The 19477-nt window shown below is 58.4% G+C and carries 19 protein-coding genes and 1 pseudogene; 3 read left to right on the top strand and 17 right to left on the bottom strand.

Annotation, left to right across the window (positions count from 1 at the left end; genetic code table 11):
- Positions 1 to 11 precede the first annotated feature (11 nt).
- The gene (locus V0R37_RS15685; RefSeq protein WP_420375598.1) at positions 12 to 2015 is read left to right on the top strand and encodes a DUF3363 domain-containing protein; all 2004 of its coding nucleotides are present in this window, start codon (positions 12 to 14) and stop codon (positions 2013 to 2015) included.
- A 15-nt stretch (positions 2016 to 2030) separates the two neighbouring features.
- Here the strand turns inward: V0R37_RS15685 and V0R37_RS15680 are convergent.
- The 17 genes and pseudogenes from V0R37_RS15680 to V0R37_RS15600 all read right to left on the bottom strand — a co-directional run.
- Positions 2031 to 2603, bottom strand: a pseudogene (locus V0R37_RS15680) (LysR substrate-binding domain-containing protein); the annotation flags it as partial.
- A gap of 92 nt (positions 2604 to 2695) precedes the next feature.
- Positions 2696 to 3544, bottom strand: a complete 849-nt coding sequence (gene ccmI, locus V0R37_RS15675) for a c-type cytochrome biogenesis protein CcmI (RefSeq protein WP_118994212.1) — start codon at positions 3542 to 3544, stop codon at positions 2696 to 2698.
- Entirely contained in the window at positions 3541 to 4008 is a 468-nt protein-coding gene (locus V0R37_RS15670; RefSeq protein WP_420375410.1) for a cytochrome c-type biogenesis protein, read from the bottom strand. The genes ccmI and V0R37_RS15670 overlap by 4 nt, the downstream gene beginning before the upstream one ends.
- The gene (locus V0R37_RS15665; RefSeq protein WP_254499641.1) at positions 4005 to 4529 is read right to left on the bottom strand and encodes a DsbE family thiol:disulfide interchange protein; all 525 of its coding nucleotides are present in this window, start codon (positions 4527 to 4529) and stop codon (positions 4005 to 4007) included. The genes V0R37_RS15670 and V0R37_RS15665 overlap by 4 nt, the downstream gene beginning before the upstream one ends.
- Positions 4526 to 6487, bottom strand: coding sequence for a heme lyase CcmF/NrfE family subunit (locus tag V0R37_RS15660; protein ID WP_254500287.1), 1962 nt, complete (start codon positions 6485 to 6487; stop codon positions 4526 to 4528). The genes V0R37_RS15665 and V0R37_RS15660 overlap by 4 nt, the downstream gene beginning before the upstream one ends.
- A gap of 5 nt (positions 6488 to 6492) precedes the next feature.
- Positions 6493 to 6933 (bottom strand): cytochrome c maturation protein CcmE, encoded by a 441-nt coding sequence (gene ccmE, locus V0R37_RS15655; RefSeq protein ID WP_118994215.1) that lies wholly within the window; start codon positions 6931 to 6933, stop codon positions 6493 to 6495.
- The gene (locus V0R37_RS15650; protein WP_118994216.1) at positions 6930 to 7112 is read right to left on the bottom strand and encodes a heme exporter protein CcmD; all 183 of its coding nucleotides are present in this window, start codon (positions 7110 to 7112) and stop codon (positions 6930 to 6932) included. Before V0R37_RS15650 ends, ccmE begins: the two co-directional genes overlap by 4 nt.
- Entirely contained in the window at positions 7109 to 7846 is a 738-nt protein-coding gene (gene ccmC / locus V0R37_RS15645) for a heme ABC transporter permease CcmC (RefSeq protein ID WP_118994217.1), read from the bottom strand. The genes V0R37_RS15650 and ccmC overlap by 4 nt, the downstream gene beginning before the upstream one ends.
- Before the next feature lie 10 nt (positions 7847 to 7856).
- Entirely contained in the window at positions 7857 to 8540 is a 684-nt protein-coding gene (gene ccmB, locus V0R37_RS15640) for a heme exporter protein CcmB (RefSeq protein ID WP_118994218.1), read from the bottom strand.
- 4 nt (positions 8541 to 8544) lie between these two features.
- Entirely contained in the window at positions 8545 to 9162 is a 618-nt protein-coding gene (gene ccmA, locus V0R37_RS15635; RefSeq protein WP_228255687.1) for a cytochrome c biogenesis heme-transporting ATPase CcmA, read from the bottom strand.
- Between the two features lie 238 nt (positions 9163 to 9400).
- Positions 9401 to 10354, bottom strand: coding sequence for a thioredoxin-disulfide reductase (gene trxB, locus V0R37_RS15630; protein ID WP_254499640.1), 954 nt, complete (start codon positions 10352 to 10354; stop codon positions 9401 to 9403).
- A 4-nt stretch (positions 10355 to 10358) separates the two neighbouring features.
- Entirely contained in the window at positions 10359 to 10676 is a 318-nt protein-coding gene (gene trxA / locus V0R37_RS15625; protein ID WP_254499639.1) for a thioredoxin, read from the bottom strand.
- A 56-nt stretch (positions 10677 to 10732) separates the two neighbouring features.
- Positions 10733 to 12979 (bottom strand): heavy metal translocating P-type ATPase, encoded by a 2247-nt coding sequence (locus V0R37_RS15620; protein WP_420375409.1) that lies wholly within the window; start codon positions 12977 to 12979, stop codon positions 10733 to 10735.
- 7 nt (positions 12980 to 12986) lie between these two features.
- Complete coding sequence (locus V0R37_RS15615) at positions 12987 to 14006, bottom strand: c-type cytochrome (RefSeq protein ID WP_420375408.1); 1020 nt, start codon at positions 14004 to 14006, stop codon at positions 12987 to 12989.
- Between the two features lie 102 nt (positions 14007 to 14108).
- On the bottom strand, positions 14109 to 14927 hold the full coding sequence (locus V0R37_RS15610; RefSeq protein ID WP_420375407.1) for a c-type cytochrome: 819 nt from the start codon (positions 14925 to 14927) through the stop codon (positions 14109 to 14111).
- Between the two features lie 7 nt (positions 14928 to 14934).
- Positions 14935 to 15588 carry a cbb3-type cytochrome c oxidase subunit II gene (locus V0R37_RS15605; protein WP_420375406.1) on the bottom strand — a complete coding sequence of 218 codons (654 nt, stop codon included), beginning with the start codon at positions 15586 to 15588 and terminating at the stop codon, positions 14935 to 14937.
- Entirely contained in the window at positions 15585 to 17180 is a 1596-nt protein-coding gene (locus tag V0R37_RS15600) for a cbb3-type cytochrome c oxidase subunit I (RefSeq protein WP_420375405.1), read from the bottom strand. The genes V0R37_RS15605 and V0R37_RS15600 overlap by 4 nt, the downstream gene beginning before the upstream one ends.
- Before the next feature lie 238 nt (positions 17181 to 17418).
- On the opposite strand from V0R37_RS15600, the gene V0R37_RS15595 reads away from it, so the two are divergent.
- Both V0R37_RS15595 and V0R37_RS15590 read left to right on the top strand, forming a co-directional pair.
- A complete protein-coding gene (locus tag V0R37_RS15595) occupies positions 17419 to 18096 on the top strand; it encodes a response regulator (RefSeq protein WP_420375404.1) in 678 nt (225 codons plus the stop codon).
- Positions 18093 to 19451: a sensor histidine kinase gene (locus V0R37_RS15590; protein ID WP_420375403.1), complete on the top strand. Its 1359-nt coding sequence runs from the start codon at positions 18093 to 18095 to the stop codon at positions 19449 to 19451. Before V0R37_RS15595 ends, V0R37_RS15590 begins: the two co-directional genes overlap by 4 nt.
- Positions 19452 to 19477 lie beyond the last annotated feature (26 nt).

The raw sequence follows: 19477 nt of genomic DNA, 5'->3' as shown, positions 1-19477 counted from the left end.
AAAGCGTAGCCATGAGCGACCGCCGCGATGATGATTTCCGGGTGCGCCCCAGCGCCCCGAAGAACCGGGGCAAGGGTCAAGGCCAAGGTTTTATTTCCAAGGTGCTCAAGCAGACCGGCAAGGCCAGCGGGGGCAAGTCCTCGATGCGTCATTCCGCAGCCGGTAGCCGTGGCGCACGCACCGGTCAGCGTCCCGGCGCACGCCTGGGTCGCGGCCATACGGCGGCGCGCTTCGCAGGCGCCAATCTCACGCCATTCTCGCGGCGCGTGACCATTAAGACGCTGCTGGTCAATCAGCAACGTGCCAGCCCACAGTCGCTTGCCAAGCACCTGCGCTACATCGAGCGTGACGGCGCGGGCCGCAATGGCGAGCCAGGCCAAGCCTATGGGCCACAGACGGACGTCGCCGATCTGGATGCCTTCAAGGAACGCTGCGCAGACGACCGGCATCATTTCCGCTTCATTGTCTCGCCCGAAGATGGCGCGGAGCTGGGTGACCTGCGCACCTACACCCGGCATCTGGTGAACCGCATGGAAGCCGACCTGGGCACGCGCCTGGATTGGGTGGCGGTGGATCACTGGAATACCGACAACCCGCACACCCACCTGATCGTGCGCGGGCGCGACGAGACCGGTCAAGACCTCATCATTGCGGGCGACTATATCGCCCAGGGCTTGCGTCATCGCGCTTCTGAGCTGGCGACCGAATGGCTGGGGCCGCGCACCGAGCTGGAAATCCAGCAGGCCATGCAGCGCGAAGTGGAGCAGGAACGGTGGACGAGCCTGGATCGCACCCTGCAACGTGAGATCGGAGAGGATGGACGGGTGCAGATCCAACGCTTCAATGAGCCGACATTGCAACGCCAGCGCCTGTTGCTGATCGGTCGCCTGCAACGCTTGCAGCGCCTAGGGCTGGCCGATGAAATACAGCCCGGCACCTGGGCCATGCACACCGACGCTGAAAAAATCTTGCGCGCCCTGAGCGAGCGGGGCGACATTATCCGCACCATGCAGCGGGCCATGAGCGGAAAACAACGCGAACTTGCCGTATTCGAGCCGGGCCAAGATGATGATGGAGGTGGACGCGTCATCGTTGGGCGCGTGGCGGCCAAGGGGCTGGATGATGAGCTGCGCGACCGGGGCTATCTGGTGATCGACGGCGTGGACGGCAAGGCCCATTACGTTGCACTCAATGCTCGCGACGAACCGGCCAACTATCCAACCGGCGCGGTGGTGGAAGTGAAGGGTTCCGCCGACATTCGAGCGGCTGACCGCAACATCGTGGAACTGGCAAGCGACGGTTTGTATCGTATCGATCACCACCTTGCTATTGAGCAAGGTCGCGCCAAAGCTGGTCGCGACCCGCAGGAAGTCGTCGCGGCGCATGTTCGCCGGCTGGAAGCCCTGCGCCGCGCCGGAATTGTGGAGCGCGTGGCTGATGGACTATGGAAAGTACCGCGTGACCTCCCCGAACGTGGCCGCCAGTATGACGCGCAGCGGCAGGGAGGTGTGGCGGTGGAACTGAAATCACCCCTTCCCATCGAGCGGGAAACTCGCGTGATTGGGGCCACCTGGCTTGATCACCAGTTGATTGGCCGCGGCAAGGGGCTGGAGGATATGGGTTTTGGTGGCGAGGCCAAACAAGCCATGCAGCAGCGCGCCGACTTCCTCGAAGAGCAAGGACTGGCCCAGCGGCGCGGGCAGCGCGTGATCCTGGCGGGCAATCTGCTGAGCACGCTGCGCAATCGGGAACTGGCGCGGGCTGCCAAGGACATTGCCGCCGAAACCGGTCTGGAGCATCGGCCCGTGGCTGATGGGCAGCGCGTGGCCGGTATCTACCGACGCTCAATCATGCTCGTCAGCGGGCGTTACGCGATGCTTGATGACGGCATGGGGTTCAGTCTGGTGCCGTGGCGACCGGTGATCGAGCAGCGGCTGGGCCAGCAGATCGCCGCAACAGTGCATGGCGGTGGGGTGTCGTGGGAGATTGGGCGACAGCGCAGCCCTTCCGTTTGAAATTTTACTTTGTGATTAGTCATCCGCCTCAGTGATTAACCACTCCCTGAATGCCGCTAGTGTGGGTAGATTGGCGCACTCGGGTCGGTAAACGATGTAATAAGAGGCATTCAACGCTAAGCTGATGTCTGGGAATAGCCTCACGAGGCGCCCGCTCGACAGATCGTCGCGGGCCATGATGCTGCGTGCGAGCGCGATGCCATGCCCCTCAATAGCTGTCTGCAGCACGGCTGCAGAGTTATTGAGGGGCATGCCGCGATGGATCGTCGCTGTGTCGCTAACGCCGGCTTTCTTCATCCATTCCTCCCAGGTCGGGAAGCCCGCATGGCCGGCCATCGTCAAGTCATGGATCAGCGTTTCGCGAATTAGATTACTTGGCTTGCGTAGTTGCCTGAACTGATGCAGCAGCTCAGGGGAGCATACGGGAAAAGCTTCTTCATCCATGAGCTTGTCGGCCTTCAGGCCTGGCCAGTCCCCCATGCCGTAGCGCACACCGATATCGATGCGCTGGGCTGCGAAGTCTACCGATTTGTGGTTGGTGTCCAAGCGTACATCGATGTCCGGACAAGCTGTCTGGAATCGATCTACCGAGATGAAGTGCAGTCCCCGGGCTTATATGCGAGAAACCGATTAGCTGGTTTGAAGGCGATTTCCAAGCGAGTTCGAAGTATGCTGATGGGTTATGGAGAGGCGGCACCAGCACTTCGTCGAGCCATATCAATGCCATTTAGTACCGCCTGGGCCGCTTCCGAACCGGCCGGGAACTGTTCTAGTAATTGTTGCCAATAGCCAATAGCCGCCTGATATTCGCCGCGCTCGAATGCAGCCCTTCCCGCCAAGGTGAGGGCGAATGGTTCGTCCGGGTCGAGGGTAAGGGCGCGGTCAAGTAGTCGCGTGGCTTCCTGGGTAAATCCGCTTGCGCTGCTGCGTGCGATCACTTCGGCATATTCCGCCAGGGAAAGCGGGTCCGCCTCGATGATGGGAGCAGCTTTGGAAAAAGCTTGGGCTGCATCTGCATATCTTCCAAAGTATCGATAAGAGCGGCCCAACATCAGCCAGCCCTCGGGATCGTCCGGATTTTCTTTCAGGCGCGCCTCTAGAGATTCCACCATCTTCTGCACATCAGCCTGAGTCATTGTGGCAGCACTGGGAGCTGGGGCGGGCCGCGTTGCGGCCGGGCTGCCAAGGTATGCGTACACCAGCAGGGCGGCCACAGGCAAGACGATGCCCACTACCGCGGCTGCTCGTCGGCTGTTATGCGCACCGGTAGCGGGAGCCGAGCCAGGTATCGCCTCATCCAGCGCGCGGCGCTGCAACTCTTGCTTGGCCACGGAAAAATCGTGCTCGGATAGTGTACGGTTTGCGACGTCTCCTTCCAATTCAGCCAATTGATCGCGCAAAACTGTTGCGTTGACCGAGTGATGCCCGATCTCATCACCTTGGCCTGGGCCGCGCCAAAGGGCGCGGCCGAGCCACAATGCCACCGTTGCGCAAAGCAACGACACAATGCCAGCGAAGAGCAAGCTCATGATGAATTACCTTTTGAATGAGTTTCGCTGGTGCTGCGCTGTAAAAGGGCGTCAGCCATGCGTTGTTCGTCATCGTCAAGCGGGTCAGGCGCGGCGTTTCTATTTCGGCGCCGCAGTGTCATGGCGAGCACCAGGAGCCCGCCCACCATCAGCAGCATGGGTCCGAGCCACAGAAAGAGCGTGGTAGCTTTCAATGGCGGCCGATAGAGTATGAAGTCGCCATACCGCGCCACCAGGAAATCCTGAATCTGAGCTTCTGACCGTCCCGCCTTGATCTGATTACGAATCAGCTCCCGTATGTCCCTCGCAAAGTCAGCGCGCGAGGCGGCAATTGATTCGTTCTGGCACACTAGGCAGCGCAACTCGGTGGCGATATCCAGCATTCGCGCCTCAATCGCGCTGCCGTTGCTCCAGACGGGCTGGCAAACCAGTGCGCAAAGCAGCAACAGCCATATACGCCTCATTTCTGCAGCTCCCGAACCAGGGGCAGGATGGTGTCGCGTGCATCGCCGAAGCTGACCGCCCCGATATGCTTGTAGCGGATGACACCCTGTTTATCGATGACATACGTTTCCGGCACGCCATAAACGCCATAGTCGATACCGACGACGCCTTCGGAATCTGTGATCACTGCTTCATAGGCATTGCCATGGCGCTGTAGCCAGGCGATTGCATCATCGGCTATATCCTTGTAGTTCAGGCCGACAATCGACAATCCGTGGGTGGTGGACAAATCGGTAATGACGGGGTGCTCTTCAAGGCAGGGCGGGCACCACGATGCCCAGACATTCAGCAGCCACACCTTGCCGTCCATGGATTGCGGCGAGAATGTTTCGTCCGGGGCTGCCAACTTGGGCAAACTAAAGACGGGCGCCGGTTTGCCGATAAGCGGAGAAGGCACTTCGCTGGGCTTCAACGTCAAGCCGATGGCCAATAAGCCTATCAGCAACAGTAGTCCGGTCAAAGGCCATAAAAAACGATTCATGCGCCGGCTCCATGGGCCGCCGTGTCTGTTTGGCGCCGGCGGCGTTTAAGCCGGTAGCGGCGATCACTGATGGCCAGCAGCCCGCCAAGCGCCATCAAGATACAGCCGATCCAGATCCAGTCGACAAACGGCTTGTAGTAGACCCGCACGCTCCATGACCCATCGCCCAGAGGTTCGCCCAGGGACACGTACACGTGCCGCAGGCCGTTGGCGTCAATGGCCGCTTCTGTCATCGGCATGTCCGACGAAAAGTAATCGCGTTTCTCGGGGTGGAGTGTGCGCAGGGTTTTGCCGTTCTTTGAAAGCAGCACGTCACCGATTTCCGCCTCGTAGTTGGGGCCTGTTGCCTTGGTGACCCCGCGGAACGTCAAGTCATAGCTTCCCGCCTGCACCGTAGCGCCGGGTTCCATGCGTAGGTCTTGTTCGGTTTCATACCCCATGACTAGCGTGACGCCCGTGACAAACACGGCAATGCCAAAATGAGCCAGATGCATTCCCAGCCAGCTGCGCGGCTGTTTCAGCGGGCCACTGCGGGTGGCGCGCACACGTTGCATCACGCCGATGGCCACCGACGCCGCGATCCAGGCCGCTAGGCCCAGTCCCAGCGCTATCAGCACAGACCATCGCCCCAGCAAGAGCGGGGCACCGATGCCGACGATCAGCGCTATCCATGCGGGATGCAGAAGCTGCTTTGTCAAGGCCGCGATTTTCGCCGATTTCCAGTTGGCTGCGGGCCCTATGGCCATGAGCAGCAGGGCGGGAATCATCAGCGGCACGAAGATGGCATTGAAGTACGGGGGACCGACCGAAATCTTGCCTAGGTCGAAGCCGTCGAGCAGCAGCGGATACAGGGTTCCGAGGGTTACGGCGCCGGCCGCTGCAGCCAGCAGCACATTGTTCACCAGCAAGAGAGTCTCGCGCGACACCAATGAGAATTGGCCGCCTGTGCTTACTTTGGGGGCGCGCAGAGCAAAGAGCACTAATGATGCTCCCACCACAACAGCAAAAAGAATGAGCAGGAACACGCCTCTTCGGGGATCGGTGGCAAAGGCGTGCACGGACGTCAGCACACCCGAACGCACCAGAAAGGCCCCCAGCAGGGAAAATGAGAACGTACAGATGGCAAGGAGCACTGTCCAGTTCTTGAAGCTGCCGCGTTTTTCCGTCACGGCCAAGGAGTGAATCAGGGCAGTGCCGACAAGCCAGGGGATGAAGGACGAGTTTTCCACGGGATCCCAGAACCACCATCCGCCCCATCCGAGTTCGTAATAGGCCCACCAGCTACCCAGGGCGATGCCCAGTGTCAGAAACAACCAGGCAGCCGTAGCCCAGGGCCGGGACCATCGCGCCCAGGCAGAATCCAATTTTCCGGCCAGTAAGGCGGCCACGGCAAATGCGAAAGCCACCGAGAACCCGACATACCCCATATACAGTAAAGGTGGATGAAGTATCAGGCCGATATCCTGCAGTAGCGGATTCAAGTCCATCCCCTCCATGACGGGAGGCATCAGCCGCTCGAACGGATTGGAAGTTGCCAGTACAAACAGCAGAAATCCGACGGTGACCAAGCCCAGCACGCCCAGTACGCGCGCCACCATAGCCTCCGGCAGTTGTCTTGAAAAAAAGCTTACGGCAAACGCCCATCCGGTTTGCATCAGCAGCCACAACAGCAGCGACCCTTCGTGTCCACCCCACGTCGCGGCGATTCGATAGAACCAGGGAAGTTGAGAGTTGGAGTTCTGCGCCACGTAGAGAACTGAAAAGTCGTTGGCGAAGAACGACCCGCCAAGCGCGATAAAGCTGATGGAAACCAAAAGAAACTGAGCGCGTGCGGCGGGACGCGCGAGGGCGATCCAGGCGGCATTGCCACGCGCGGCGCCCGCAAGGGCCAGGCTGGCCTGCGCTAGCGCCACGAACAGCGCGAGTATTAGGGAGAAATGTCCGATCTCGGGAAGCATGGCGATCATGGCCTCCCTGCATTGGTGGCTTTCTCGGCTTCGTTCAAGGCGTGCTGAGCTTCGGGAGGCATGTAGTTTTCATCATGCTTTGCCAGTACCTCCTGGGCCAGGAACCGGCCGCCAAGCTCAAGCCTGCCTTGCACCACTACGCCCTTGCCTTCGCTGAAGAGGTCAGGGAGTATGCCCGTGTAGCTGACGGGTACCGTCTTGGCGTTGTCGGTCACGACGAACTGCACGGTTAGGCCGTCACGCCGTACGCTGCCCGCTTGCACGATCCCCCCGACGCGGAAGAGGCGTTCCTGGGGAGCTTCGCCCGCATTGACCTGCGTAGGCGTAAAGAAGAACACAAGATTATTCTGGAATGCATTGAGGACGAGCGCCGTCGCAATGGCGATGGCGGCCAGCCCGCCTCCAATGAGCAAGCTGCGTTGATGGCGCTTCTTCATTGGACTGCCTTTTTTTGCATGCGCTGCTCGCGAACTGCTTGCAGCAGCGCTGATCTACGGCGCCGTCCAAGAAGCATCTGTTCGGCGCACACAGCGATGATGGACATTCCCATGGCGCCCCATACGTATGCACCATAGCCGCCCATGGCCAGGAATTCAGTTGGACTTGACCATGTCATTCTTGCATCTCCTTCAATTCGTTCAGCCACCCGGCATGGCGCTCGCGCTCCAGAATGATGCAGCGCATACGTCTTAGTGCGGTGGCGATGGTGTACGCCCAGGCGGCCAGGGCCATGAGCAGCATGCCGGCCAGCATGATCGTTGCCATGGACGGAGCGCGTGTCAGCGAGACCGAGGCCCCCTGATGCAGGGTGCTCCACCACTGGACCGAGAAATAGATAATCGGAATGTTCACCACGCCGACAAGAGCCAGCACGGCAGCGGCCTTGTCGCCGCGTCGAGGGTCGTCCACGGCCGACTGGAGCGCAATGAAGGCCATGTACAAGAAGAACAGAATCAGTTCTGAGGTCAGGCGCGCATCCCACACCCACCAGGCTCCCCACATGGGCTTGCCCCACAAGGCGCCGGTCCATAGGGAGAGAAAGGTGAACATGGCGCCGGTGGGGGCCAGGGCCGATGCCATCATGGCCGACAGGCGGCTGTTGAGAACCAGCCCCACTGCGGCCCAGAAAGCCATCACCAAATAGATGAACATCGACATCCATGAGGCGGGCACATGCACGAAGATAATGCGGTATCCCTCGCCTTGCTGGGCGTCGGTGGGCGCCATGAAGAAACCTGCGTATAACCCCGCCGCAGTCAACAGGACGGAGGCTGCGCCAAACCACGGGATCAGGCGCCCAGCAAGCGGATAAAACGTTCTTGGCGATGCGTATTTGAACCAGTTGATCATCTGTTTTTCATTACTCCAGCGCAATCTTCAGCGCGGCAGCCGTCGCCCAAGGAGCAAAAAACGCGGCCAGCACCAACATCGCTCCCAGCAGCGAAATATTCGCGCCTGTGCGTGCCCCGCCGGTGGCGACGTCAACAGCGGCCGTGCCAAAAATCAACACCGGTACGTAAAGCGGCAAAATCAGCAGTGTCAGCAGCACGCTGTTGCTGCGCAAGCCCAATGTCAGGCTGGCTCCAATCGCTCCAAGCAGGCTCAGCACCGGGGTGCCGAGCAATAACGAGGCTGTCAGCGCGTATAGAGATGAAGGCGGCAAGTCGAATTGCAGTGCCAAAAATGGCGCCAGCAATGTCAGCGGCAGGCCGGTCAATAGCCAGTACGCGACGACTTTGCCCAATATCAGTACGCCCAACGGAGCGGGGGACAGGAGCAGTTGCTCCAGGGTCCCGTCCAGATAATCCCGTTCAAACAGGCGATTCAACGAGATCAAGGTGGCCAGCAATGCGGCAATCCAGAGAATGCCGGGTGCAATCTGTCTGAGTATGTCTCGTTCAGCGCCAACGCCCAATGGAATCAAGCTGACCACGATGACAAAGAACGAAAGCGAAGTCAGGACTTCGGACTTGCAACGCATGGCGACTTTTAAATCATGTTTGATCACTCCATGGAAAGAAGCCAGCCCCAGGGGCGCACTCATGTGCTTATCCGCATGTGATGTGATACGTCGCATGCTTCAGTTTCATCTCATGATGCGTCGTGACAGCGGCTATTCCGCCACGGCACAGGTGCCGGTCTATCGTTTCCGTCACCCATTGGGCGGCTTTGCTGTCCAAGGCGGCCAGAGGTTCGTCCAATACCCACAAAGGGCGTTTTTGCAGTACTAATCTAGCCAAGCTCACTCGACGCTTCTGTCCTTCAGACAAGAGCCGCGTCGGCAGATTTTCCTTGCCTTGCAATCCGACCTGATGCAATGCCGTGTGTATCGCACTTACGCTGGACGGTTCATTCGCCAGGGTCAAGGCAAACTGCAGGTTTTCCTCTGCATCTAGCTCTTCCTTCAGTCCTGGGAGGTGGCCTGCGTAAATGAGCTGACATCGGTATTCTTCATCCAGAGAGTCGATCTTGCGCCCGTGCCAGTACAGTGCGCCAGCAGCGGGGGCTGCCAGCCCCACAAGTGTGCGTAGCAGACTCGTTTTTCCACTACCGTTGTCGCCATGAATCACCAGACACTCTCCGGCCTTGAGATGAAAACTCAGGCCGTTGAACAAGCTGCGATCACCGCGTACACATTCTAGGTTGAGAGCTTTGAACAACTTCACCTCAATTTATGGGATTACTCCCAATCGGTAAAAGCGCAGGTTGCATGTGTTGATTCACTCACACTGCTCAGCGCATTCGTATGGGTAATGACCCGTTCGATTGGGCCAATCATTACACACGATACGCCAACCCGATTAAGTCAATATTAAAGGCGCAGTGGCCGTATGTAACTCCGGTTTCAGCCTTTGGGCCGGTTTGAACTGGCGGAGGCTGTCAGGTTTGCTTCTATTCGCAGAGTCACACGAAAGGCGGCTGATCCAAAAACCGTTCTGCGTCCAGCGCCGCCATGCAGCCGAATCCGGCGGACGTGATGGCTTGACGGTAATGTTGATCGGTCACATCGCCAGCGGCGAACACGCCTTCCACTGACGTCTGTGTCACATTTCCGCTAAGTCCCGAATTGATTTCTAGGTAGCCGTTGTTCATGGCCAACTGCCCCTCGAATAGCGCGGTATTAGGATGATGACCGATAGCTACAAAGAAACCCTGTGCATCGATGTCGCGAGTGCTGTCGTCGGATACCGACTTGATACGCACGCCGGTAACGCCCGTATCGTTGCCCAGCACTTCATCAATGGTGTGATGCCAGACGGGTTCAATCTTTCCCGTAGCAGCTTTCTCGAACAGCTTATCCTGAATGATCTTCTCGGCGCGTAACGTATCGCGGCGATGGATCAGATAGACCTTGCGGGCAATGTTGGACAGATATAGTGCTTCCTCGACTGCTGTGTTGCCGCCGCCGACCACTACCACGTCCTGCTCCTTGTAGAAGAAGCCGTCGCAGGTGGCACAGGCCGACACGCCGCGTCCCATAAATTTTTTTTCTGACTCAAGCCCCAGATATTTAGCTGTTGCGCCGGTCGCGATGATGAGAGCGTCACAAGTGTACTCGCCACTGTCGCCGACAAGTTTAAAGGGACGTCGCGACAAGTCGCTGGTGTGGATGTGATCGAACACCACTTCCGTATCGAAGCGCTCGGCATGTGCCTGCATGCGGCTCATCAACTCCGGCCCCACCAAGCCGTGTGCGTCGCCAGGCCAATTATCGACCTCTGTAGTAGTCATCAACTGACCACCTTGCTGTAAGCCAGTAATGACCATGGGCCTAAGATTGGCTCTTGCTGCATAGACGGCGGCGGTCCATCCCGCAGGGCCTGAACCAAGGATAATGAGAGAACGGTGCGTGCTCATTCGATCACTCCAAGTGTTGCTTGACGAATTTGTTCAATTGGGCCTTTCCAATCGCTCCTACCGCTCGGTTCACGAGTGAACCATTCTTGAATACCAGCACTGCGGGTATGCTCTGAACCTCGAAGCGATGCGCCAATTCCGGCGCATGATCAACGTTGATCTCGCCGAATTGGGCGTTGTCGGCCATGTCACTGGCAGTTTGCTTGAATGTGGGCGACATGGCCCGGCATGGTCCACACCATTCAGCCCAGAAGCGCACAACGTGTACGCCGGGTAGGCCAATGGCGGTATCAAAATTTTCGGAGGTGAGTTCTTTGATCATGGATAAGTTTCCAGGCAAGAGGGATGAAAGGTTTGGCGGTGCTGCTCAATGAGCGGCTAAGCCAGACCGTTGGACTGAAATGGACGAGCAGAATTACCGAGGACCGTCATGCTGCTTAGAAGCATGGCGACGGCGGCCGCACCGGGGGTAACGCCGATATGCAAGAACAACGCAACGATTGCAACGTTGTAGATGATCGAGAAAAAGAGGTTTTGACGGATTCGCCGCATGATGTGGCGGGCCATTTGACGTGCCAGGACCACTTGGCTCATGCCGCCTCGCGTGATCACCACGCCTGAGGCCGTGACGGCGATGGCATTTGCACCAGTGACGGCCACACCGCAGCCGGCCGCAGCAAGGACCAGCGTGTCGTTGATGCCGTCGCCGACAAAAACAGTGTCATGCCCATGTTTCTGAAGGATTGCGACTTTGTCGTCCGGCTTGCTGGCTGCGTGAACGTGCTTCGGCGCAAAGCCAAGTTTTTCACCCACCCAGTTTGCCGCCATGGCGTGATCGCCCGTTACCAGCAGAGTTCGACAGCCTTCTTTACGCAGGAAGTTCAAGGACTTCAGCGAATCGGCCCGGATATTGTCTTGCAGTTCGATTTTGCCTTCCCATCGCCCGTTACGGGAAATATGCACTGTGGCGCTTGGTGCTGGGCCTGTTGCTGGATTAGCGGCTGCTTCCCCCTTCTCGGTGCAGCGCACACCCTGCCGCTCCAGCCATTTGGCGGCTCCGATCAGCCATGTCGCCCCATCGGGCGCGATATAACGCACGCCGGCCGGATGCCGCTCCACAAGGGGCGTCAGGGGCAGATCTTCGATTCCACGAGAACGGGCATGCTGGACGATGGCGTTGGCCACAGGATGGGCAACGCCTGTTTCCGCATTCGCGACGACTCGTAGGAGATCGTCGGGCGCCAGGTGCTCGCTTGTCAGGCGCGCCACTGTCAATTGCCCCGTCGTGAGCGTTCCCGTCTTATCAAAGGCAAATGTGCGGCCTCGCGCCAGGGCTTCGACACTGGCGGGATCCCTGAACAGGATGCCGGTGCGTGAAGCGCGAGCACTGCCTGCCGAGAATGCCAGCGGCAGGGCAAGCCCGACGGCGCAGGGGCAAGCCGCGACGAGTACCGAGAGCGAGGCTAGTAATGCGTGGTCGACGGCCATACCCATCCACAGGTGGCGCATCAGCGCAAGCAGCGATATAGCGCCAGCCACTGGAAGTAGCCATCGGGCAAATTGTTCGGCGAGTTTTGACGTCGAGGACTTCGCGCCGAACAGCTCAAGCATGCGCAGCCCCAGTTTATCGGCATATCTTTCGCCTTGAGCCTTTTCCACCCGCAGCACTAACGGGGCCTGCAGATTCACCATGCCGGCATGCAAGTAGTCGCCGGCGCTGCGCTCCAGCGGCAGAGATTCTCCCGTCAGCAAAGACGCGTCTACCTGCGACGCGCCTTTTTCTATGAACCCATCGACAGGTATGCGTTCGCCAGCGAGCACGTAGACTAGAGAGCTCGTCTGAACCGACTCTAGCGCAACGATTTGTTTGTTTTCATCAGGTTGGATGATGCGTGCCGTTTCCGGCATGAGCTGGCGCAGGGCATCGATCGCTACCATATTGTGCTTCCGTGCCTGGATTTCGATCAGCCTCCCCACCAACAGGAATGTGATGAGCATCGTGGCGGCATCGACGTATACGGCGGGCGAATTTCGAGAGAGGTTCCACAGCGACAGCAATAAGGAGCCCCAGACGCCGAGCGATATGAGGGCATCCATGCCGGGAACTCCGGCTCGCACGGTTTTCCAGCCCGCCCGATAAAAATCGAGGCCGCTGTATAGAACCACCGGCAGGCTGAAAATGGTTGCGGTCCAGCCTACCAGCAAGGCATCGATGCCGGCCACGGCCTCGATGCCAAAGTAAAGCATCCAGGACCCCAGCATGCTCCACATGCCGAAGAAGGCGGCAACGATCAACTGCAGCCGTATCCGCGATGCTTGTTTTTCCAGAGACAGGTTCACCTCGTTGTCGTCCAGCAGCGGCGACATTTCGTAGCCTAGGCCCTGCACCCGATCGAAAAGCTTTTGAAAATCGAAGCGCGCCGGTTCCCACCGAACTAAGGCGGAGCCGGAGGTGAAGTTTACGTTGCTGTCCAGCACTCCCGGCGCTTTGTCGATGACGCGCTGCACCGCCATGGCGCAACTGGCGCAGAACATGCCGCGAACAGAAAAAATCATGCGCCCGGCGGGACGTAGGGACTCCAGGTCCAATGTGTTGGCAGCAGTGGCCGTTGTCGTCGACTGCATGGCGTGATCAGCCCTCCCGTTCCGTGCCCCCGCCGACGATCTTCCCATTCACTTCTTTGCCATAGAAGCTTTCCTCTCCATCGTGGAATTCGACGCGCGCCTCTTCGAGGGTGCCGGTCTGACGAGGATCCTTGGGGCGTTCGTGGCTGTCGACGAAAGCAGCAACGTCCCAAGCTTCCTGGTCGGTCAGCGAGAATGGCTTGCCTAGCGGCATATTCGCCTTGATGAAGCCGGCAGCCGTATCGATGCGCGCCATGCCCGCGCCCCAGTTGTAGGAGTTTGGACCCCAGAGCGGCGGAAACACCACACCGCTGTCGGGATCTCGTTGGCCCTGGCCATCCGCGCCATGGCACAGGGCGCAGTTCTGCGCGTAGACCGTCTGTCCGCGCATCACGTCGTAGTCTTCTTCGGGCTTTTTGAGCTTGGGATAGCCTGAACCGGGTAATTTCTCTCCCGTGGACGCACCATCGGCCATCCAATAGAAGTAGGTTGTCAGGTCGCGGTAGATGTCGCTCCCGGCTGGGGGAGGCTGGCCCGACGGCGAGCCCTGTGCATTCATTGAGTACGTGAAGCAGCCCTTAATGCGGTCCTCAAGGGTACTGATTGACTTTGTCTTGCTTCGGTACGCTGGATAACGCACATAGGCGCCCCACATAGGAGCTGAGTTTTCTCGGCGTCCGGCATCAAGGTGACAATTGACGCAAGCGAGCGTATTACCGACGTGCTCAGACACCATGGTTGACGGTTCCATGAAGATGGCGCGGCCTCGCTTGACGGCATCGCCGTAGGGACCGTCAGGAATACTGTCCTCCGATGGAGGGGAGTAATAGCCATCGGCACCGACTGGCATGCCGGCTGTAGGCGCAGCCCTGTCTGCGTTGTGTGTCTTACGGTCGGACTCCATGGCTTCACGTGTGTAGACCTGGCTGCCGATCTGGGTAATGCCGCCTTTCTCGGAAGTGAAAGAGAGCGACATCAGGCCGCTGTCATGAATCAGGTAGCCGGCGCCGAACAACAGGATACCCAACCCCGCGCTCCAGGCTAGCCGTCGGGTGCCGGACAACCGCTTGGGAGTGCCGGATTCGGGTCGGTCCGAGGAATGGTTTTTTGTCATCTTGGCTCTCTATGCTTAATTAGCGGCGCCGGTGCCCTGTCCTGGCAAGGACGCCGCGTAATTGGATACCGCATACAGATCCTGGTAGGACAGTCGGCTTGCGATGTCGTCCATCAAGGATTGCGGTGAGTTGTGCCGGTGACCGCCCTTCCATGCCGCCAACTGGCTGAACAGGTACTCGGGTTGTTGCGCAGCCAGGGGTGGGAAGGCTACGCCCACGCCTTGTCCCTGGTCCCCGTGACAGCTGACGCAGGCAGGCACGTCCAGTTTCCAATCGCCTTTTTCGAACAGCATGTGGCCTCTCTCCATGTCGGCATCGGAGTGCGGCAGCATCAACTGGGGGGCAGGCAGACTCGCGTAGTAGGCAGTCACTTCAGCAATATCTTGAGCCGTTAGTTCGCGCGCCACGTAGTGCATGGATTCGTTGATGCGGTCTTCGGAAGCGAAGTCGCGTAACTGCTTGGCGAGGTAAGCTTCGTTCAGGCCGGCAAGGCGGGGAGTGTTGCCAGCACCTTCTCCTTGATCGCCATGGCACGATGCACAGCTCCACACGCTTCCTCGGCCGGCATGGACCAGCTCGGGCGCATCCTGCGTCACTACGGGGGTAGGTACTGCGGGCGTTACCGGCGCGACTGGACCGCTGGCGACCGTGTCGGGCGAGCCGGAGTCCGTCCATGGAGCCAGGTCGCTCAGATACATGCCGACGCCAGCGAGCGCCAAAGCAATCAGAACCGCAAGCAGGAAGATGGGAATCGGGCGGGGCGGCTCCCAGGGTTCGAACGTGGGATCGATGTCGTCGACTCGGGGCATTGTCGAGTGGTGATTGGTTTTCATGGCGTTCCTAACCCGAATGTCCGTCCGCTGCCGCCGTTTCCGGACGGTGGTCATATCCGCGGTCTCTTTTCTGCAATTCCTCATGGCTGGCCGGATAGGTGCGATCCAGGCTCAGCAGGTATTCGACGAGGTCCAACGCTTCTTTGCGAGCCACGACTACCCGCCCGTCTGGCGGCTGGAACTGCGCGGGTAGACGCACCACGACGTCGTCCCGCGCAGCTTCATCCTTCACTTCGAACATATAGGGGTACGAAGGCATGATGCTCCAGTCGAAGATGACGCGCGGCTGGTACAGGTGCGTCAGATGCCAGTCGCGGCTTTTCAGGCGTGCGCCGACGTTGAGCAGGTCGGGGCCGGTACGCATGGTGCCCAGCAGGTGGGGCGTGTCGTAGAAATAGTCTCCCGGCGTCGAGGCGCGGCCCCAGCCGCGGGCGCCATCGAACAGTGTTTGACCCGTGGAACGGGGCTGCTGGCTGTGGCAATAGATACAGCCGTTGGCGACGTACTGTTGGCGCCCCAACAGCTGCTGCTCGGTGTAGGGCTGGAGCTGCGCTGGCGGTTGCGATGTGCGAAGCTGCCAAGCGGGCAGAATCACCAGCATTAGTGTGGCGAGCAGCAAGACGCCAATTGCGCCAATGAGAAGTGGCAAAAGTTTGTTCATGACGCTTTCACAGGAGCGAACGTATCGACGGACTTGGTGCTCGATTCTTTTTTCAGTAGCAGCAAGGCGAAATGTGCGGCAAAGACGAAGTGGCCCAAGGTCATCAACGTGCCGCCGATGGAGCGGCCTTCAAGATAAGGAATCATCGACCGGGTGATTTCGGCAAAGCTAGATCCCGGGTCCATCAACCCCATGCCTTGCAGGACACCAGCGACGGTCAGCGAGACGAAGTAGATCGTGAATCCGATCACCACCAGCCAGAAATGCGTTTGCACCAGCTTCGGGTAGGGCCAGCGCCGGCCAAGGATGTGCGGCATCATGTAATAGAGAGTGCCAAATAGCACAAGCGAGACGAAGCCATAGGCGCCCAGGTGCGCGTGTCCGACGGTGTAATGGGTGAAGTGAGTGATCGAGTTGACCGAACGTATCGCCTCGATTGAGCCCTGGAAGGAAGAGAGGGTGTACATCAGCGCGCCGATCCATACGAACCGGAGCGACATTGACTGCTTGAACGCCCACATGTTGGTGGCGACAGTGACGTGCTGGTTGATCGCCACCGCGATCACTGGCACAAACATCATGATGCTGTGGACGACGGACAGGGTTACAGCCCAGGTCGGGATCGGTCCGCCCATCAGGTGGTGGATACCGACCTGGCTGTAGAACAACGCCAGGCTCCAAAAACCGAGGAGCGAGACGTTGTATGAATACACCGGTTTGCCGATGATCTTGGGAATAATGTAGTAGGCCATTCCAACGCCCATTGGCGTCAGCCACAATCCCAGCACATTATGCGCGAACCACCAGTTCACCGTCGCCTGCTGGGCCCCGATGTGCAGGCCAGGAATGTTCGCCACCAGAAAGAGGAAAGGGAACCACACCATGCCGGCTAAGAAATACCAGCCGGATACATAGATGTGGCGTGATTTCCGACGAGCAGCGGTCTCAATCGCAGGCCAGGCAAGGAAGAAGCCCCCCAATGCAAGCACCAAGTCGATTTGCCAAGGGAACTCCAGCCACTCAATGCCATCCGACCAGCCGTTAGCGACGGCGATTGTTCCACCCAAAACACCCAGCGTCCAAAGAAAGGCCCCAAGATAGGCCATGTTGGGCCGTCGCAGCGGCGTGTGAAAGATTCGTGGCAACAGCCATAAAGCCACGCCGATGCCCGTGACCGAAAGCCAGCCATAGGCAACGATATTCAGATGTAGTGTGCGTGCACGGCCAAAAGTGATCTGTGCAACATCTGAGAGCCAATCTGGCCAGTGCAGTTTCAAAGATGCAATGACGCCGAACGTCGAGCCTATCAGTAGCCAGAGAATGCCAGCCGTGATTAGAACCAGAACTGGGCCCTTCCCGGCGTGATCGATGCCAGCCCGCAATACGTCGAAGCGATGTGATTCGGCCTCGTTCTTTTTACCAAAAGAGGCGCTGTCATCGGGATGGCCGAGCTCTCCTTCCATGAAAATCGTGGAGGCTTCGGCTTTACCCACGAATATCAACTTATTGGCAACAGCCCAGACGAGAATGCCCAGCGCCACCAATGAAGCGACAAAGCTTGTCGCTAACAAAGTTCCCAGTATAGGTGTCATAGCATACGTGTCCGCTTCCAGTGGCAGCTGCGTTTGGTAGATTCGTAATCTGATGCCGCCTCAGGAGGTACGCGGCAATCCAGATTAAAAGCAGCGAAATTGACGACACAATAAGTTGCCAGAATTAAGGCAGTATTAAGAGGTGAGGAACAGGTGAGCAAAGCTTGAAAGGCTGTTAAGATTTTTGCTTGATAGAGAGCTCAGAGAATGTTTAGCGCCGGTACGCAAGGAGAATGAAATGCATATTTTGCTCGTCGAAGACGATCTCCTCGTCGCGAGCGGTATCGTGGCGGGATTGAGATTGCATGGTCTGACGATCGACCATGTGAGCACGGCTAACTTGGCGGATGCTGCATTGGCGACGTCATACTTTGATGTATGCATCCTTGACCTTGGGTTGCCAGACGAAGACGGAATGGTGTTACTGCGCCGCTGGCGCGAAGAAGGTCGTGATCTTCCCGTTCTCGTGTTGACGGCACGTGACGCACTCAGTCACCGTGTGGAGGGGTTACTTGGAGGGGCCGACGATTACCTGGTCAAACCTTTCGACTTGGATGAGTTGCAGGCTCGATTGCACGTACTGACGCGCCGGGTCGCAGGTCGTGTCACCGACTGCATGAATCACGGGGAACTGAAGTTCTGTTCGTCAACAGGCCGAGTATGGCTAGCCGATAAGCCGGTTACGCTGGCACGCCGTGAGCTGTCATTGCTGCGCGCGTTGTTGCAGAATCCTCAGGCCATCCTTAGCACAGAACAGCTTTGTGATAGCGTCTATGGTTACGAGCAGAACGTGGAAAGCAATGCGATCAACGTCCATATTTATCATTTGCGCCGCAAGCTTGGAAACAATATTGTCGAAACAGTGCGTGGACTCGGTTATAGGCTTGGCTCAACCGAGAAGGTAGCGGAAACATGAGTCTGCGGCTGCGCCTTCTGCTGTATATCGGTATTTCGCTGACTGCGCTTTGGACTTTGGTGGCGACCTGGATGTTCATTGACGCCCGTCAGTCGTTAGGCCAGGCATTGGACAACCGTCTGGCGGCGTCGGCACGAATGGTTGCCGGGCTGGTTTCCCAATTTCCCGAACCTCAAGATATTGCCGCAATGGGTGATAAGCCATTGGACGTCGTCGCCCGAGATGGGGTGGCGTGCGAAGTAAGCCTTGTGCGCAGCGAAGTCGTGATTGAAACCGTGGCACGTACGGCAGGCAGCCCTGAACTGATGCACGCTGATCCAGGCTTCAGCACCTATACATACGGTAATAAGCGATGGCGCACTTATGTACTGCGGCAGGGCGATGTTCAGATCGCCACCGCCGACAGCATCGAGGTCAGAGAGGCATTGGTCAAAGAGTTGATCCTTTCGGCGGGGGTGCCGTTCGTTGTCGCCTTGTTTGGCACCCTGATCGTGCTGTGGTTGGGCATCACCCGTGGACTGGCGCCTGTGGAGCGTATCCGCAGCCTTCTGGCACGGCGCCGACCCGGCGACGATAGCCCGTTGCCGGAAGTGAAGGCCCCGGTAGAGTTACAGCCACTCTTGCATACGATTGAGCAACTTTTGGAAAGGCTGCAGGATGCAATCGTGCGAGAACGCCGATTCACCGATAGCGCTGCGCACGAATTGCGTACGCCACTTACCGGTGTGAAAACACACATTCAAGTAGCGAAGCTTGCACTGCAACGGCGAGAGGAAAGAGCCACTATGGAAGCTGCGCTGACCAACGCAGACCAAGGGGTACAGCAGCTGCAAAATATCCTTCAGCGTTTGCTTGATCTGGCGCGGTTAGAAGGCCATTCCATCGCGAAGGAAGCTAGCGACCCGATTGAGGCGGCATCCATTGCAATTGAGGCATTGAAGCCAATGTACGGTGACTCTGTGGCTAGAATATCGCTACAAGGGGTTGACAGCTCGCGGCCGGTACGCGCTGCGCGGCCACTTCTAGTTGGGGCCATCCAAAACCTAATTGATAATGCAATACGCTACGCACCCTCCGACACTCCCATTACAATTCGCCTGGAGCCGCAAAGCAATGGCACCATGCAAATTAGTGTGCTGGACGAAGGTGCTGGCCTGAATGCGCAAGAGCGGGTTCAAGCAGTTAATCGGTTTTGGCGTGGAGACCCCAAAATACCCGGTTACGGACTAGGCCTATCTATTGTGAACGCGATTGCATGCCGACATGCGGGTGCATTTGAGCTTCTGGAGCGCGATGGCGGCGGGCTGGAAGCGCGACTTACGCTTCCAATAGCGGACGATACTACGCTTTCTTGAGTTTCCTGCGAAGCCTTAAGCTTCCC

Source organism: Pollutimonas rozaliensis (genome assembly GCF_048751585.1).
In the GTDB taxonomy this organism is placed as follows: Bacteria; Pseudomonadota; Gammaproteobacteria; order Burkholderiales; family Burkholderiaceae_B.
This window is presented reverse-complemented; position numbering and strand designations above follow the sequence as displayed.